This is a genomic window from Burkholderia sp. BCC1644 (assembly GCF_902833225.1).
Classification (GTDB): domain Bacteria; phylum Pseudomonadota; class Gammaproteobacteria; order Burkholderiales; family Burkholderiaceae; genus Burkholderia.
Genome location: NZ_CADFEI010000002.1, coordinates 277,955 through 294,205, shown reverse-complemented (window position 1 = coordinate 294,205; position 16,251 = coordinate 277,955). Strand labels below are relative to the sequence as shown.

At 65.5% G+C, this 16,251-nt stretch carries 14 protein-coding genes; 8 read left to right on the top strand and 6 right to left on the bottom strand.

The genetic code is table 11. The features are described 5' to 3' along the window. Positions 1 to 11 precede the first annotated feature (11 nt). Positions 12 to 815, bottom strand: coding sequence for a glucose 1-dehydrogenase (locus tag HWX87_RS04615; RefSeq protein ID WP_176045997.1), 804 nt, complete (start codon positions 813 to 815; stop codon positions 12 to 14). A 52-nt stretch (positions 816 to 867) separates the two neighbouring features. Further along, positions 868 to 1,452 (bottom strand): cupin domain-containing protein, encoded by a 585-nt coding sequence (locus tag HWX87_RS04610; RefSeq protein ID WP_244137595.1) that lies wholly within the window; start codon positions 1,450 to 1,452, stop codon positions 868 to 870. A 41-nt stretch (positions 1,453 to 1,493) separates the two neighbouring features. On the opposite strand from HWX87_RS04610, the gene HWX87_RS04605 reads away from it, so the two are divergent. Continuing rightward, entirely contained in the window at positions 1,494 to 2,426 is a 933-nt protein-coding gene (locus HWX87_RS04605; protein ID WP_176046341.1) for a LysR family transcriptional regulator, read from the top strand. Between the two features lie 163 nt (positions 2,427 to 2,589). On the opposite strand, the gene HWX87_RS04600 is transcribed toward HWX87_RS04605, so the two are convergent. Together HWX87_RS04600 and HWX87_RS04595 are read right to left on the bottom strand one after the other, a co-directional pair. Next, entirely contained in the window at positions 2,590 to 2,889 is a 300-nt protein-coding gene (locus HWX87_RS04600; protein ID WP_176045996.1) for a hypothetical protein, read from the bottom strand. Positions 2,890 to 3,279: 390 nt separating this feature from the next. Continuing rightward, positions 3,280 to 4,038, bottom strand: a complete 759-nt coding sequence (locus HWX87_RS04595) for a TIGR00730 family Rossman fold protein (RefSeq protein ID WP_176045995.1) — start codon at positions 4,036 to 4,038, stop codon at positions 3,280 to 3,282. A 1-nt stretch (position 4,039) separates the two neighbouring features. On the opposite strand from HWX87_RS04595, the gene polA reads away from it, so the two are divergent. The 3 genes from polA (at position 4,040) to HWX87_RS04580 (ending at position 9,706) form a co-directional block, all read left to right on the top strand. Further along, positions 4,040 to 6,793, top strand: coding sequence for a DNA polymerase I (gene polA, locus HWX87_RS04590; protein WP_176045994.1), 2,754 nt, complete (start codon positions 4,040 to 4,042; stop codon positions 6,791 to 6,793). A 279-nt stretch (positions 6,794 to 7,072) separates the two neighbouring features. Beyond that, positions 7,073 to 8,407, top strand: a complete 1,335-nt coding sequence (locus tag HWX87_RS04585) for an NAD(P)/FAD-dependent oxidoreductase (RefSeq protein WP_176045993.1) — start codon at positions 7,073 to 7,075, stop codon at positions 8,405 to 8,407. 423 nt (positions 8,408 to 8,830) lie between these two features. Then, a complete protein-coding gene (locus tag HWX87_RS04580) occupies positions 8,831 to 9,706 on the top strand; it encodes a dienelactone hydrolase family protein (RefSeq protein WP_176045992.1) in 876 nt (291 codons plus the stop codon). 54 nt (positions 9,707 to 9,760) lie between these two features. Here HWX87_RS04580 and HWX87_RS04575 read toward each other — a convergent pair whose 3' ends face one another. Both HWX87_RS04575 and HWX87_RS04570 read right to left on the bottom strand, forming a co-directional pair. Beyond that, positions 9,761 to 10,630 (bottom strand): sulfurtransferase, encoded by an 870-nt coding sequence (locus HWX87_RS04575; protein ID WP_176045991.1) that lies wholly within the window; start codon positions 10,628 to 10,630, stop codon positions 9,761 to 9,763. 117 nt (positions 10,631 to 10,747) lie between these two features. Continuing rightward, positions 10,748 to 11,854, bottom strand: coding sequence for an aromatic ring-hydroxylating dioxygenase subunit alpha (locus tag HWX87_RS04570; protein WP_176045990.1), 1,107 nt, complete (start codon positions 11,852 to 11,854; stop codon positions 10,748 to 10,750). Positions 11,855 to 12,125: 271 nt separating this feature from the next. Between HWX87_RS04570 and HWX87_RS04565 the strand changes: the two genes are divergently transcribed. From HWX87_RS04565 to folE2, 4 genes are all read left to right on the top strand, one after another. Further along, positions 12,126 to 12,419, top strand: coding sequence for an exodeoxyribonuclease VII small subunit (locus HWX87_RS04565; protein ID WP_011355806.1), 294 nt, complete (start codon positions 12,126 to 12,128; stop codon positions 12,417 to 12,419). Then, positions 12,416 to 13,300, top strand: a complete 885-nt coding sequence (locus tag HWX87_RS04560; RefSeq protein ID WP_176045989.1) for a polyprenyl synthetase family protein — start codon at positions 12,416 to 12,418, stop codon at positions 13,298 to 13,300. Before HWX87_RS04565 ends, HWX87_RS04560 begins: the two co-directional genes overlap by 4 nt. A gap of 81 nt (positions 13,301 to 13,381) precedes the next feature. After that, complete coding sequence (gene dxs, locus HWX87_RS04555) at positions 13,382 to 15,286, top strand: 1-deoxy-D-xylulose-5-phosphate synthase (protein WP_176045988.1); 1,905 nt, start codon at positions 13,382 to 13,384, stop codon at positions 15,284 to 15,286. Positions 15,287 to 15,440: 154 nt separating this feature from the next. Further along, entirely contained in the window at positions 15,441 to 16,250 is an 810-nt protein-coding gene (gene folE2 / locus HWX87_RS04550) for a GTP cyclohydrolase FolE2 (protein ID WP_176045987.1), read from the top strand. Position 16,251 lies beyond the last annotated feature (1 nt).

The following is a 16,251-nucleotide window of genomic DNA, read 5'->3' as shown; positions in this document are numbered from 1 at the left end:
TGCGGCACCGGTCAGCGCATGCCGCCGATCGTGTAGCCGCCGTCGACAAGGATCGACTCGCCGGTCACGAAACGTGCTTCGTCGCTGCAGAGCCAGACGGCTGCGTCGGCCACGTCATCAGGGGTGCCGATCCGCCGTACGGGCGTAAACGCGGCGAACGGCCGAAACATCTCGTCGTCGCCGAAGCGGCGTGCCATCGGCGTGTCGATGATGCCGGGGTTCACGTTGTTGATCCGGATGCCGTGCGGGCCGCCTTCGAGCGCGACCGCGCGCACCAGCGCATCGAGTGCGCCCTTGCTCGCCGAATAGGTCGACGAGCCGGCAAGTGCGCCTTTCGCGAGCCACGACGACGTGTTGACGATCGCCCCGCCGCCGTGCGCGAGCATCGCTTCCATCTCGTATTTGATCGACAGCCATGTGCCCTTGAGATTGGTGGCCATCACGTCGTCGAAGTCGGCCTCCGATTGTTCTACGATCGGCGCGAACGTGCCTTCCGTCCCGGCATTGTTGAAGGCTGCGTGCAATGCACCGTAGCGCGCGATCGTCGTGTCGATGAGCGCGCGCACGCCATCGGCGGAGGCGATGTCGACGGCTATTGCGAAGGCTTCGCCGCCGCCTTCGGTAATTGTCCGGACGGTTTCGTCGAGCGGAGCCGCGCGCCGTCCGGCGACGACGACGCGAGCGCCTTCCCGCGCGAACGCGAGCGCGGCTGCCCGTCCGATGCCGGTGCCGCCGCCCGTGACGAGTGCGACGCGCCCGCCGAGCCGGTGGTGCGTCGCGGTGGAGCGGGTTGATAAGATGCGTGAATCGGACATGATGTGCAGGACTCCGTGCCAGGGTGAAATCAGGCGGCCGATGGGCCGGCGTTCAGTCTTCGCCGTCCGGAACCGTCAGCGGTGTGCCGGGCGTGCCTGCGTAGAACACGATCAATTCGGCGGTCTCGCTGCCGGTCTCGCCGCGATGGGCGCCGTCGACCATTTCCGGCACCACGTCGCCGGGGCCAAGTGCTTGCCGCTTGCCGTCGCTGCGGCGCACGGCGGTCAGATGCCCCGACAGGACGTAGCCGATGTTGATCGACGGATGCGTATGCCACGGCAGGACGGCGTGCGGCGGGATGCGATAACGTACGACCGTCACCTCCGGTCGACCGGCCGGATAGGCGCGATAGGGCGAGCCGTCCCACGCGTGCGTGGTTCGCAGCAGTACCGTTTCGACGGTTCGGGCAGGCGCACCGGTTTCCTGCGCGAGCGCGGGCGATGACGCACCGGCGATGATCGGCGCGGCCACGGCGGCGGCCCGGAAAGCGGTGGAAAATGCGCGCAGTTTCATGGTGAACGGCCCGTTGGGGCTGATCGTTGAAGACCGCGCCATTGTGCGAAGCGGAACGGCACGCGCATAGCGCCGGTCCGGTTGAAACCGATTCAACTTGACGGAGCGATGTCGCGACGCCATGGATGAATGCCCGGGCGTGCCCGGTTCGACGGGAGCATCGAATGGATCGTTTGAAGGCGCTGACGGTGTTCGTCCGCGTCGCAGTCGCGGGCGGCATCAGCGCGGGTGCCCGCGAGCTTGGCATGACGCCGCAGGCGGCCAGCAAGCAGGTGGCCGCGCTGGAGGCTTTGCTGAATATCCGATTGTTCCAGCGCTCGACACACCGGATTGCGTTGACGGTCGAAGGTGAGCGCCTCCTCGCGCAGTGCCGCGGCGCCGTCGGGGAACTGGAGACCGCACTGCGCATGCTCGACGACGCTCGCGAGCACGCGGTCGGCACGCTACGCGTTGCGGCGCCTTACTCGTTGGCACGGCGTTTTCTCGCACCGTTGCTCGGCGAATTCTGCGACCAGCATCCGGGCATGACCGCCGAGCTGATCGTCAGCGACGACATGGCCGACATCGTCGAGCAGCGGATCGATATCGCGGTTCGAACCGGGGATCTGCCCGATAGCGGGCTGATCGCGCGGCGCATTGCCGGGCTGCAGCTGATTGTCTGCGCGGCGCCCGCGTATGTGCGCCGCCATGGCGAACCGCAGACGATCGACGCACTGAGCGATCATCGTTGCACCGCGTTCCTGTACCCTCGTACGGGCAAGCCGTTCCCGTGGGAATTCCTCGTCGACGGACGAGTCGACACGCGCCAGATCGTCCCGTTCATCGCGACCAACGACATCGACGCGGAACTCGATACGGTGCTGAGCGGTGCCGCGATCGGCCAGTTCTTCGGCTATTCGGTCCACGAGCATGTACGCGAAGGACGTCTCGTGCCGCTGCTGACCCGGCACGTCACTTGCCGGTATGGCCTCTACCTGTGCATGCCGCAGCGTGAGCATCTGCCGCGCAGGAACCGTTTGCTGATGGACTTCCTCGTTGCACGGCTCGGTGCGCATCCGGATCTGGAGCCGCTTTCGTTTGTGGAAGCCCGTGCTTGACATGGCTCGCTGTGGAGGGTGATGGCGATGGATGGCGTCCTTCCGACCGGCCGGGTCGATCCGGCCGGTCGGGGCAGGTGAGGCGCGTCGCCAAAAGCAGCAAGGCCGCCCGGCGCCGAAGCGCGCGGACGGCCTTGCATGGCGGGTGAGCGCGCGGCGTCGCTTAGCACTCGCCCTTCTTCGCGTGTCCCGGCGGGCAGTGATAGCCGCGACGATCGTCATGCCCGCGATAACGCTGGTGATCTTCCCATTCACGGCGTTCCCAGTAGCGGCGGCCATCCCAGTAGCGGTCGCCGTGCCAGCCGACGATGACGGCCGGCGCGGGGGCGACCATGACGGGCGCAGGCGCGACGACGACCGGCGCGGGCGTGCCGATGTTGACGTCGACGTTGACGGCGTGAGCGAGGCCCGACAGCGAGAGGCCGAGCCCGGTGAAGGCGAGGGCGATCAGAGAGCGCTTCATGTTCTTTTCCGTGATGTCGTTGTGAGGTGGCCGGCACGACGCGATGGAAGCGAGGGGGACCGTTCCACCGGGGGAACGCCGCGCCGACACAATGCAGTGTGCGGGCACGCGATGGAAAAGGCGAGGGGGGTTTATTACAGCGGGTTGGCGGTTCGCAGGCGCGGGATGCGAGTGTTGGGCCGCACATTTGACAATGGCGGGCCGCGAGTGCGGGTGACCATGCTGCATTGCGCCGCGCCGGTCGCGCGAATTTGACATTCGGCGGCGCGCGGCTTCGACGCGGGATTAACAACGCGTTACAAAGTCGCGCGCGGCTGGCGGGCGGATCGCGATGCCTGCCGTGGGAAAAGCAGTACGCCGGCCGTCGGGCCGGCTGTCGTCACGAAGTGGTTACAGATAGAACATCCGGTCTTCTTCGGGGCGCGGCGGATGCCCGTCTTCGTCCGAACCTTCTTCTTCGCCGCGGTCCTCGTAGAACGCGAGCACGGCATCGAGCACCTGGTCGGGATCGTCGATCACCTGCATCAGATCCATGTCGTCCGGATTGATCAGGCCCATCGGAATCAGTTGATCGCGGAACCACTGCAGCAGCCCCTTCCAGAATTCGCTGCCGACGAGAATGATCGGCACGAGGCGCGACTTCTTCGTCTGGATCAGCGTGAGGACTTCGGACAGCTCGTCGAGCGTACCGAAGCCGCCCGGCATCACGATCACCGCATCCGAGTTCTTCACGAACGTGACCTTGCGTGTGAAGAAGTGGCGGAAGCGCAGCGAGATGTCCTGATAGTGGTTGCCGGCCTGTTCGTGCGGCAGCTCGATGTTCAGGCCGACCGACGGCGCCTTGCCGGCGTGCGCGCCCTTGTTCGCGGCTTCCATGATGCCGGGGCCGCCGCCGGAGATCACGGCGAAGCCGGCATCGGACAGCTTGCGTGCGATCTGCACGGCGAGCTTGTAGTGCGGCGTGTCGGGTTTGAGGCGGGCAGAACCGTAGATGCTGACAGCCGGGCGGATCTCCGACAGGTACTCGGTCGCCTCGATAAACTCTGCCATAATCGTGAACATCTGCCACGATGCGCGCGCCTTCTTGGCCGTCGCGCGTTCTTGATCTGCGAGCGAACGCAGACTCGGAATCACTTTTCTCTTGTTCATAATGCCTGAAGAACGAAATCTGGAAGGTAAGACCCTGCTATTGGTTGACGGTTCGAGCTATCTGTATCGGGCTTACCATGCGATGCCTGATTTGCGTGGCCCTGGCGGGGAGCCGACCGGAGCGCTCTACGGAATCATCAACATGCTGCGCCGTATGCGCAAGGAAGTCAGTGCAGAGTATAGCGCTTGCGTGTTCGATGCAAAGGGCAAGACGTTCCGTGACGACCTTTATGCCGACTATAAGGCAAACCGTCCGTCGATGCCGCCCGATCTTGCGTTGCAGGTCGAACCGATCCACGGCGCCGTGCGCGCGCTCGGCTGGCCGCTGCTGATGGTCGAAGGCGTCGAGGCCGACGACGTGATCGGCACGCTCGCACGCGAAGCCGAACGGCACGGGATGAACGTGATCGTGTCGACCGGCGACAAGGATCTCGCGCAGCTCGTGACCGACCACGTCACGCTCGTCAACACGATGACCAACGAGACGCTCGACCGCGACGGCGTGATCGCGAAGTTCGGCGTGCCGCCCGAGCGCATCATCGATTACCTCGCACTGATCGGCGATACCGTCGACAACGTGCCGGGCGTCGAGAAGTGCGGACCGAAGACGGCCGTGAAATGGCTCGCGCAATACGACAACCTCGATGGTGTGATCGAGCACGCGGGCGAGATCAAGGGCGTGGTCGGCGACAACCTGCGCCGTGCGCTCGATTTCCTGCCGCTCGGCCGCACGCTCGTGACGGTCGAGACGGCCTGCGATCTTGCACCGCATCTCGAATCGATCGAAGCATCGCTGAAAAGCGACGGCGAAGCGCGCGACCTGATGCGTGACATCTTCGCGCGCTACGGCTTCAAGACCTGGCTGCGCGAAGTCGACAGCGCACCGGCCGAAGGCGGCGGCGCCGATGCGCCGGAAGGCGAGCCGGCACCGGTGGTGGCGGCCGACATCGTGCGCGAATACGACACGATCCAGACCTGGGAGCAATTCGACGCGTGGTTCGCGAAGATCGATGCGGCCGCACTGACCGCGTTCGACACCGAGACGACCGCGCTCGACCCGATGCTCGCGCGGCTCGTCGGCCTGTCGTTCTCGGTCGAGCCGGGCAAGGCCGCGTACCTGCCGGTCGCACACCGCGGCCCCGACATGCCCGATCAGCTGCCGATCGACGAGGTGCTTGCGCGCCTGAAGCCGTGGCTCGAATCGGCCGATCGCAAGAAGGTCGGCCAGCATATGAAGTACGACGCGCAGGTGCTCGCGAACTACGACATCGCGCTGAACGGCATCGAGCACGACACGCTGCTCGAATCGTACGTCGTCGAATCGCACCGCACGCATGACATGGACAGCCTCGCGCTGCGTCATCTGGGTGTCAAGACGATCAAGTACGAAGACGTCGCGGGCAAGGGCGCGAAGCAGATCGGCTTCGACGAAGTGGCGCTTGCGGAGGCCGCTGCATACGCGGCCGAAGATGCGGACGTCACGCTGCAGCTTCATCACGCGCTGTATCCGCAGGTCGCGCGCGAACCGGGCCTCGAGCGCGTGTATCGCGAGATCGAGATGCCCGTCTCGCTCGTGCTGCGCAAGATGGAGCGCACGGGCGTGCTGATCGACGATGCGCGCCTGCAGGCGCAAAGCACCGAAATCGCGACGCGCCTGATCGAGCTTGAAGCGCAGGCGTACGAACTGGCCGGCGGCGAATTCAATCTCGGCTCGCCGAAGCAGATCGGGCAGATCTTCTTCGAGAAGCTGCAGTTGCCCGTCGTGAAGAAGACGCCGAGCGGCGCGCCGTCGACCGACGAAGAGGTGCTGCAGAAGCTGGCGGAGGACTACCCGCTGCCGAAGCTGCTGCTCGAGCATCGCGGGCTGTCGAAGCTGAAGTCGACCTATACCGACAAGCTGCCGCGCATGGTGAACCCTTCGACGGGTCGCGTGCACACGAACTATGCGCAGGCCGTCGCGGTGACGGGCCGCCTCGCATCGAACGATCCGAATCTTCAGAACATTCCGGTGCGCACGGCCGAAGGCCGGCGCATCCGCGAGGCGTTCGTCGCGCCGCCGGGCCACCGGATCGTGTCGGCCGACTATTCGCAGATCGAACTGCGGATCATGGCGCACATCTCGGGCGATGCGTCGCTGCTGCGTGCGTTCTCGCAGGGCGAGGACATCCACCGCGCGACGGCCGCCGAGGTGTTCGGCGTGACGCCGCTGGAGGTCAATTCCGACCAGCGCCGGATCGCGAAGGTGATCAACTTCGGGCTCATCTACGGGATGAGCGCGTTCGGCCTCGCGTCGAACCTCGGCATCACGCGTGACGCCGCGAAACTCTATATCGACCGTTATTTCGCGCGCTACCCGGGCGTCGCGCAGTACATGGAAGACACGCGCTCGGTGGCGAAGGAGAAGGGCTACGTCGAAACCGTTTTCGGTCGCCGCCTGTGGCTGCCGGAGATCAACGGCGGCAACGGCCCGCGCCGCCAGGCGGCCGAGCGCGCGGCCATCAACGCGCCGATGCAGGGCACGGCGGCCGACCTGATCAAGCTGTCGATGATCGCGGTGGACGACTGGCTCACGCGCGACAAGCTCGCGTCGCGCATGATCATGCAGGTGCACGATGAACTGGTGCTCGAGGTGCCCGACGAAGAGCTGTCGCTGGTGCGCGAGAAACTGCCGGAAATGATGTGCGGCGTCGCGAAGCTGAAGGTGCCGCTCGTCGCAGAAGTGGGCGCCGGCGCGAACTGGGAAGAGGCACACTGACGCACCCCCGTGCGGTTCGCGTTTCCCGCGGCATATTGTTGCAGGGATGCTGAATATCGAGATGGTTTGCTTGTGGTCAACGCGCAAGCTCCCGGACAATGCATGTCAGTCATGTCATTGACGCGGGGCGGCGCGCCCCGCGTTCCGGGACCGGACGCATCGAAGTGCTTCGAACTGCACAACGATGATGTCCGAACCGGTTAATCCACCGGGCAGTGCGGATGCATCGCGTTTGCTTCGTCCGGCGGCAGCAGTTTCGAATCGCAAAGGGGGGAACAGATGCATCGGATCATCATCGTAGGCGGAGGCGCGGGCGGCCTGGAACTGGCGACGCGGCTCGGCGATCGTTACGGCGCGCGCGGCAATCGCTCCGCGCGTGCGCTTGTCACGCTCGTCGACCGCAATCCGACCCACATCTGGAAACCGCTGCTGCACGAGGTCGCGGCCGGCAGCATGGACCCGTTCACGCAGGAGCTCGAATATGCGGCGCAGGCCCGCTGGCATGGCTTCGAGTTCCAGCAGGGCGGGCTGACCGGGCTCGACCGCGCGGCGAAGCGCATCACGCTCTCGCCGGTCAACGACAGCGACGGCGAGGAACTGCTGCCGGCGCGCGAGCTGGAATACGACACGCTCGTGATCGCGATCGGCAGCACGACCCACTTCTTCGGCGTGCAGGGCGCGGCGGAAAACGCGATCGCGCTCGATACCGTCGGCGAGGCCGAGCGTTTCCGCAAGCGGCTGATCGCCGCGTGCATGCGCGCCGAGCATCAGGCGCCGGCGCCCACGGCGCCGGGTGAAGCGGCCGAGCCGCGCATCCAGGTCGCGATCGTTGGCGGCGGCGCGACCGGCGTCGAGCTGTCCGCCGAACTGCGCAACACCGCGCAGGTGTTGTCGGCCTACGGGCTGCACAAGCTCGACCCCCGGCACGACGTCGGCATCGTGCTGATCGAATCGGGGCCGCGGATTCTCCCGGCGTTGCCGGAGCGCGTGTCGTCGGCGACGGCCGAACTGCTCGAAAAGATCGGTGTGCGGCTGATGCTCGCCGAGCGCGTGACCGAGGTGGCGCCCGGGGCCGTCCATACGGCGAGCGGCAAGACGGTGCGTGCCGACCTGACGGTCTGGGCCGCAGGCATCAAGGCGCCATCCGTGCTCGCCAATCTTGATGGCCTCCAGGTCAACAAGCTCGGCCAGCTCGACGTGCGCCGCACGCTGCAGACCTTTACCGACGACAACGTGTTCGCGCTCGGCGATTGCGCGGCATGCGCATGGCCCGGCAACGAGCGCAACGTGCCGCCGCGCGCGCAGGCTGCGCACCAGCAGGCGACCTTCCTGCTGAAGGCAATCGGCTGCCGGCTCGACGGGCGCCCGCTGCCCGAATTCACGTATCGCGACCTGGGCTCGCTCGTGTCGCTCGGCCATTTCAGCGCGGTTGGCAACCTGATGGGCGGGCTGATCGGCGGCAACATGCTGATCGAAGGGCTGTTCGCGCGCTTCATGTACATGTCGCTGTACCGGATGCACATCGCCGCGCTGCACGGCTATCCGCGCATGATGCTCGACACGGTCGCGCATTGGCTGCGGCGCACGACGCTGCCGCGCGTCAAGTTGCACTGAGCGCGTGTTCGCGGGGGAAGCGGGCGGGGAGCGCGCACGTCGTGCGTGGTCTCTGCCCGTTGCCTTTTGCGGGCAAGCCGGGTGGCGGTGCGTGCGCTTGACGGGCGAGATTGACCGCGTGCTTTTCGTTTCAATTCGCAAGCATCACATCGTGAACGACGATCGACATGCGGCTTGTTGCATTGCGATTCGACGGGCCGCCTGCGGTTCTTTGCGCGACGAGCGCCGCGTCGAAGCAACGCGTCGTAATCGAGTCTTACATATCCGACAGTTGACGTGACAACGGAATATTGGGCATCTTGTCCGGGTTTCCGTTTGCGGCGGGGTGCCAACCGCCGCGACATCCGCGCCGCGCGCCGGTGCGATGTCCCGTCATGCCGTATCCGCGATCGTGACGGCGGCGCCCAATCGAGGAGTGCATTCATGTTGAAACCCGAAGTCGACAGCCTGGTCCCCCACGTTCCGTTCTCGCGCCGCAAGTTCATGCAGGCCGCGCTGGGCGGTGCCTTCGCGGCGGCCGTGCTGCCCGTGTCGGCGCAGACGGTCACGACCGACAGCGAAGGGCTGGACGTCGACACCATCGAGATCCGCTCGGGCGACGCGAGCGTGCCCGCGTATCGCGCGCAGCCGAAGGACAAGACGAACCTGCCGGTCGTCATCGTGATTCACGAGATCTTCGGCGTGCACGCGCACATCGCCGATGTCTGCCGCCGCTTCGCGAAGCTCGGTTATCTCGCCATCGCGCCCGACCTGTACGCACGGCAGGGCAATGCGGCGAAGTATCCGACGATCAAGGAGCTGTCCGAGCACATCGTCAGCAAGGTGCCGGACCGCCAGGTGACCGAGGATCTCGATGCGACCGTCGCGTGGGCCGGCAAGAACGGCGGCGACCTGGCGCGTCTCGGCGTGGTCGGGTTCTGCTGGGGCGGCCGTCAGAGCTGGCTGTATGCCGAGCACAATCCGCACGTGCGTGCGGCCGTTGCATGGTACGGGTTCGTCGAAGGCAAGACCGACGAGATGACGCCGTTCAACCCGGTCGATCATGCATCGTTGCTGAAGGTGCCCGTGCTCGGGCTCTACGGCGAGAAGGACGCGAACATCACGCAGGCATCGCTCGCCGACATGCGCAAGGCGATCCAGACGAGCGATTCGAAGCTCGCGCGCGAATCGGAGATCGTCGTGTATCCGGATGCCGGCCACGCGTTCTTTGCCGATTATCGGCCGAGCTATGTGAAGGCCGATGCGGAGGAGAGCTGGAAGCGCGCGATCGCGTGGCTCCACAAGTACGGCGTGATGTAAACGACAAGCGGCGGCCCATGCCGCCGCTTTATCACTGCTGCGTGGCGCCCGCGCTTACGGCGTCGGGCCGGTTGCGATCGGCCGCGACGGATCGGCGCTCCATTCGCTCCACGAGCCCGGGTACAGCGATGCGCCGTGCAGGCCGGCCACTTCCATTGCCAGCGCATTGTGGCACGCCGTCACGCCGGAGCCGCATTGCAGGATCACGCGGTTCGGCTCGGTGCCTGCCAGCACGGTCGAGAACGCCTCGCGCAGTTCATGGCCGGTCTTGAAGCGGCCGTCGGCGTTCAGGTTGTCCTTGAAGAAGCGGTTGCGCGCACCGGGGATGTGACCGCCGACACGATCGATCGTTTCGTTTTCGCCGCGGTAGCGGTCCGGTGCGCGTGCATCGATCACGACGCGCGCGGGCGACGTCACGTTCGCGAGCACGGCCGCCGCGTCGACCGTCGATTCGAGCGGCGCTGCCGCGCGGAAATCGCCGGCGGCCGGTTGCGGCACGTCGGCCGTCAGCGGCTGACCGGCTGCTTCCCAGGCCTGCAGGCCGCCGTCGAGCACGGCGACCGAATCGTGGCCGAGCCAGCGCAGCAGCCACCACAGGCGCGCCGCATACGCGCCGCCTTGTGCGTCGTATGCCACGACCTGCTGGCCCTGCTTGAGGCCGCGGCTGGCGAGCAGCGTGGCGAGTGCGTCGCGGGTCGGCAACGGATGGCGGCCGTTGGTGCCGGTCTTGCGGCCCGACAGGTCGCGGTCGAGATGAAGGTAGTGCGCGCCGGGGAGGTGGCCGGCCGCATAGGCCGCTTCACCCGCGCCGGGATCGGCGAGATCGAAGCGGCAGTCGAACAGGACGACGCTGCCGGGCGCCGCGGCCAGGCGCTCGGCGAGATTGGCGGCGGAGATGAGCGTGGTGTAGTGAGTGTGTGGCATGACGACTCCCTGGAGTGCAATTGGCCTGACACTCCAAGTCTAAACAAAAAAAGACGGGCCGAAGCCCGTCTTTTCGTATGGCATATGCGGTGCGGCGTCAAAGTGCCGCACCGGCCGTCAGAGGTCGCCGAGGTGGCGGCGCAGGAACTCGTGGAAGTGCTGCATGCCGTCTTCCATCGGGCTCTGGTACGGGCCGACCTGCGACTCGCCGCGTGCCATCAGTGCACGGCGGCCTGCGTCCATCCGCATTGCGATCTCGTCGTCCTCGACCGCCGTTTCCATATAGGCGGCGCGCTCGGCCTCGACGAATTCGCGTTCAAACAGCGCGATTTCCTCGGGGTAATAGAACTCGACGATGTTGGTCGTCTTCTGTGGGCCTTGCGGAATCAGCCACGACACGACGAGCACGTGCGGATACCACTCGATCATCAGGCCCGGGTAGTAGACCATCCAGATCGCACCGAACTCCGGCGGCACGCCGTTGCGGAACTTCAGCACCTGCTCGTGCCACTTCTGGTAGGTCGCGCTGCCCGGTTTCGCGAGGGCGTTGTGCACGCCGACCGTCTGCACGCTGTACCAGTCGCCGAACTCCCATTTGAGGTCGTCGCACGACACGAAGCTGCCGAGGCCCGGGTGGAACGGGACGACGTGGTAATCCTCGAGGTAGACCTCGATGAACGTCTTCCAGTTGTAATCGCACTCGTGCACTTCGACGTGATCGAAGTGGTACTCGGAGAAGTCGAAATGATGCTTCGTGCCGAGGTTGGCGAGATCGCGCGCGACATTCCGGCCTTCGGCCTCGAACAGCAGCCCCTGCCAGTTTTGCAGCGGGCTCTTGCCGAGGTTCAGGCACGGCTTGTCGGGGAAGTGCGGCGCGCCGAGCAACTCGCCTTCCAGGTCGTACGTCCAGCGGTGCAGCGGGCACACGATGTTCTGCGTGTGGCCGCGCCCGTTGAGCATGATCGCCTGGCGGTGACGGCAGACGTTCGACAGCAGTTCGATCTGGTTCGTCTGGTTGCGGACCAGCACGCGGCCTTCCTTCTCGGACGGCAGCGCAAAATAATCCCCCGCCTCGGGCACCATCAACTCGTGCCCGACGTAACGAGGTCCTTTCTTGAAGAGGGTTTCGATCTCGCGCTCGAGTAGCGCCTCATCGAAATATGCAGTGACTGGAAGCTGGCTGTGAGCCGACTTCAACTGAAGCGCATCGCTCAGATTGGACATTCCCACTCCCGGTGTTAGCGTGAAAGCAGTGAACAACCCAACCATCGAAAAATCGATTTAGGGAAACGGGGAATTATACCCGGTTCGCCTCGCAAGGCTAGGATTAAGTGCCTGATTTGTGTCAATTTTTTGTCGGGTGACCATCGGAAGGCGCACAATGTGTGTCGGAGATGGGGCCGGAATATGTTCCGGGGTGCCCACGACGGCAGGTCGGAGAATTCTCTTTTGCCGTAGAATGTCCGACTTGTTTTGAAATTTGACACCCTCGTCCATGGCGAAAACCGCATCCCCTGGCGCCACGCCGCCCGGCAATGGCACCGAACCGTTGCCGGACAATTACGAGATGGCGCTCGCGGAACTCGAGACGCTGGTTGCCCGGATGGAAGGCGGCGCGTTGAGCCTCGAGGATTCACTGACGGCATACCGCCGCGGTGCGACCCTCGTTGCGTTTTGCCAACAGCAGCTCGAGAAAGTGGAGCAACAGGTTCGTGTGCTCGACGGCGCGACGCTGAAGCCGCTTTCGTCCGGAACGGCCGCCACGGACGGCGAAGACGACGATCTATGACATTCGAACAATGGATGCGGTCTGTGCTAGACCGTGTCGAGAACGCACTCGGCCACTATCTGCCCGCTGAAACCGCGATGCCCGCGAAACTCCACGAGGCGATGCGCTACGCGGTCCTCGGTGGCGGCAAGCGGGTTCGCCCGCTGCTGTGCCATGCAGCAGGCGAACTGAGCGGCGCGACGGAAGCGGCACGCAATGCGGCGGCAGCGGCGCTGGAGATGATCCACGTCTACTCGCTCGTGCATGACGACATGCCGTGCATGGACGACGACGCATTGCGCCGCGGCAAGCCGACCGTGCACGTGCAGTACGACGAGCCGACGGCACTGCTGGTTGGCGATGCGCTGCAGTCGCAGGCGTTCGTTGCGCTGACCGACGCCGATGCGCTGTCGCCGGTGCAGCAGGCTGCGCTCGTGCGCGAACTGGCGCTCGCGAGCGGCTCGATCGGCATGGCCGGCGGGCAGGCGATCGACCTGGCGAGCGTCGGCCTCAAGCTGACGCGCGAGCAGCTCGAGACGATGCACCGGATGAAGACCGGCGCACTGCTGCGTGCAGCCGTGCGGATGGGCGCGCTGGCTGGCGAGACGCCTTCGGCGGAAACGATGGCTGCGCTCGACGTCTATGCGGGGGCCGTGGGTCTGGCCTTCCAGGTCGTCGACGACATTCTCGACGTCACGACCGATTCGGCGACGCTCGGCAAGACGGCCGGCAAGGATGCGGCGAACGACAAGCCGACCTACGTATCGATCCTCGGCCTCGAGGCGTCGCGCGAGCTGGCAGCGCAATTGCGCGCCGAAGCGCACGACGCGCTGAAACCGTTCGGCGCACGCGCACAGCGTCTCGCCGAACTTGCCGACCTGGTAGTGAACCGGGTCAGCTGACGCGAAAGCCCGCCGCCGCGCATACGCTACGATGCGTGCAACAGAATGCGGGCGCGTTTGATTTCCTACAATGGAACGACGATGTACGACTTGCTGAAAACCATCGACGACCCGGCGGATTTGCGCCGCCTCGATCGTCGCCAACTGCAACCGCTCGCGGATGAACTGCGCGCGTTTGTGCTCGACAGCGTGTCGAAGACGGGCGGCCATTTGTCGTCCAACCTCGGGACGGTCGAGCTGACGATCGCGTTGCACTACGTGTTCAACACGCCGAACGATCGCATCGTCTGGGACGTGGGCCACCAGACCTATCCGCACAAGATCCTGACGGGCCGTCGCGACCAGATGCATTCGCTGCGTCAGCAGGACGGCATCTCGGGCTTCCCGCGTCGCAGCGAATCCGAATACGACACGTTCGGCACCGCACACTCGAGCACGTCGATCTCGGCCGCGCTCGGCATGGCGATCGGCAGCCAGCTGAACGGCGACGACCGCTTCTCGATCGCCGTGATCGGCGACGGCGCGATGACGGCCGGCATGGCGTTCGAAGCGATGAACAACGCGGGCGTGTCGGAAGATGCGAAAGTGCTCGTCATCCTGAACGACAACGACATGTCGATCTCGCCGCCGGTCGGCGCGCTGAATCGCCATCTCGCACGCCTGATGTCGGGCCGCTTCTATGCGGCTGCGCGCGCGGGCGTCGAGCGCGTGCTGAGCGTTGCGCCGCCGGTGCTCGAACTCGCGCGCAAGCTCGAGGAGCACGCGAAGGGCATGGTCGTGCCGGCTACGCTGTTCGAAGAGTTCGGCTTCAACTACATCGGCCCGATCGACGGTCACGATCTCGATTCGCTGATCCCGACGCTGCAGAACATCCGCGAACTGCGCGGTCCGCAGTTCCTGCACGTGGTGACGAAGAAAGGCCAGGGCTACAAGCTCGCCGAAGCCGATCCCGTGCTCTACCACGGCCCCGGCAAGTTCAATCCGGCCGAAGGCATCAAGCCGTCGACCACGCCCGCCAAGAAGACTTACACGCAGGTGTTCGGCGAATGGCTGTGCGATGAAGCCGAGCGCGATACGCGCGTCGTCGGCATCACGCCCGCGATGCGCGAAGGCTCGGGCATGGTCGAGTTCGAGAAGCGCTTCAAGGACCGCTACTACGACGTCGGCATCGCCGAGCAGCACGCGGTGACGTTCGCGGGCGGCATGGCAACCGAAGGCCTCAAGCCGGTCGTCGCGATCTACTCGACGTTCCTGCAGCGTGCTTACGATCAGTTGATCCACGACGTCGCGCTGCAGAACCTGCCGGTCGTGTTCGCGATCGACCGCGCGGGCCTCGTCGGCGCGGACGGTGCAACGCACGCGGGTGCATACGATCTCGCGTTCATGCGCTGCATCCCGAACATGACGATCATGGCCGCATCCGACGAGAACGAATGCCGCCAGATGCTGCACACGGCGCTGCAGCAGCCGAACCCGACCGCGGTGCGCTATCCGCGCGGCGCGGGCACGGGCGTGGCGACGGTGAAGGAATTCACCGAGATCCCGCTCGGCAAGGGTGAAGTGCGTCGCCAGACGTCGCAGCCGGAAGGCAAGCGCGTCGCGATCCTCGCATTCGGCACGATGGTCGCACCGTCGCTCGCTGCGGGCGAAGAGCTCGACGCAACCGTCGCGAACATGCGTTTCGTGAAGCCGGTCGACGCTGCGCTCGTGCGCGAACTCGCCGAAACGCACGACTACCTCGTCACGGTCGAGGAAGGCTGCGTGATGGGTGGCGCGGGTTCGGCCTGCGTGGAAGCCCTGATGGAGAGTGGGGTTATCCGACCCGTACTACAATTGGGCCTCCCTGACCTGTTCATCGATCACGGCGATCCCGCGAAGCTGCTGTCGCAATGCGGCCTCGACGGCGCGGGCATCGCGAAATCGATTCGCGAACGCTTTCTGAACCCGGCGGCCGATGTCGCCGGTCAGGCGAAGCGCGTCGCATAAGCTGGCGCCGCCTGCGGGCGGTGCCGGTGCGACTGGCGCAACCGGTCTTCATTGATGCGGAAAACATGGGCCTGCGGGCCCATGTTGCTTTTCCGGCTGCCGCATGACGCGGCGTGCGCGTCGTCGAACGCGCGGCTTACAAGGATTGAACAAGATGAACCAGATGAATCCCGCCTTCGTGATGCCCGACGTGCAGAGCACGGTGGATACCCGTCAGATTCCGATTCAGCGCGTGGGCGTGAAGGCGGTCCGGCATCCGTTGACGGTGTGTACCGAAAGCGGCGACGTGCAGCCGACCGTCGGTGTCTGGAACCTCGACGTCCGCCTGCCTGCCGACCAGAAGGGCACGCACATGTCGCGCTTCGTCGCGCTGCTCGAGGAGAATCGCGCGCCGCTGACGGTCGAGCGGTTCCGCGCGATGCTCGCGTCGATGCTCGAGAAGCTCGAAGCCGAAGCCGGCCGTATCGAGGTCACGTTTCCGTATTTCGTGAACAAGACGGCGCCGGTGTCGGGTGTGCAGAGCCTGCTCGACTATGAAGTGACGCTCGCGGGCGAAAGCCGCCACGGCGACACGCGCCTGTTCCTGAAGGTGCTCGTGCCGGTGACGAGCCTGTGCCCGTGCTCGAAGAAGATCTCGCAGTACGGCGCGCACAACCAGCGCTCGCACGTGACGATCGACGCGGAGCTCGCGGCCGACCTGCCGGTCGAGGCGCTGATTCGCATCGCGGAAGAAGAGGCGTCGTGCGAACTGTGGGGCCTGCTGAAGCGTCCCGACGAGAAGTTCGTCACCGAGCGCGCATACGAGAATCCGAAGTTCGTCGAGGATCTCGTGCGCGACGTCGCGCAGCGTCTCGACGCGGACGAGCGCGTGGTTGCGTATGTGCTCGAAGCAGAGAACTTCGAGTCGATCCACAATCACAGTGCGTATGCGCTGATCGAGCGCGACAAGCGTCAGGCCGCATAAC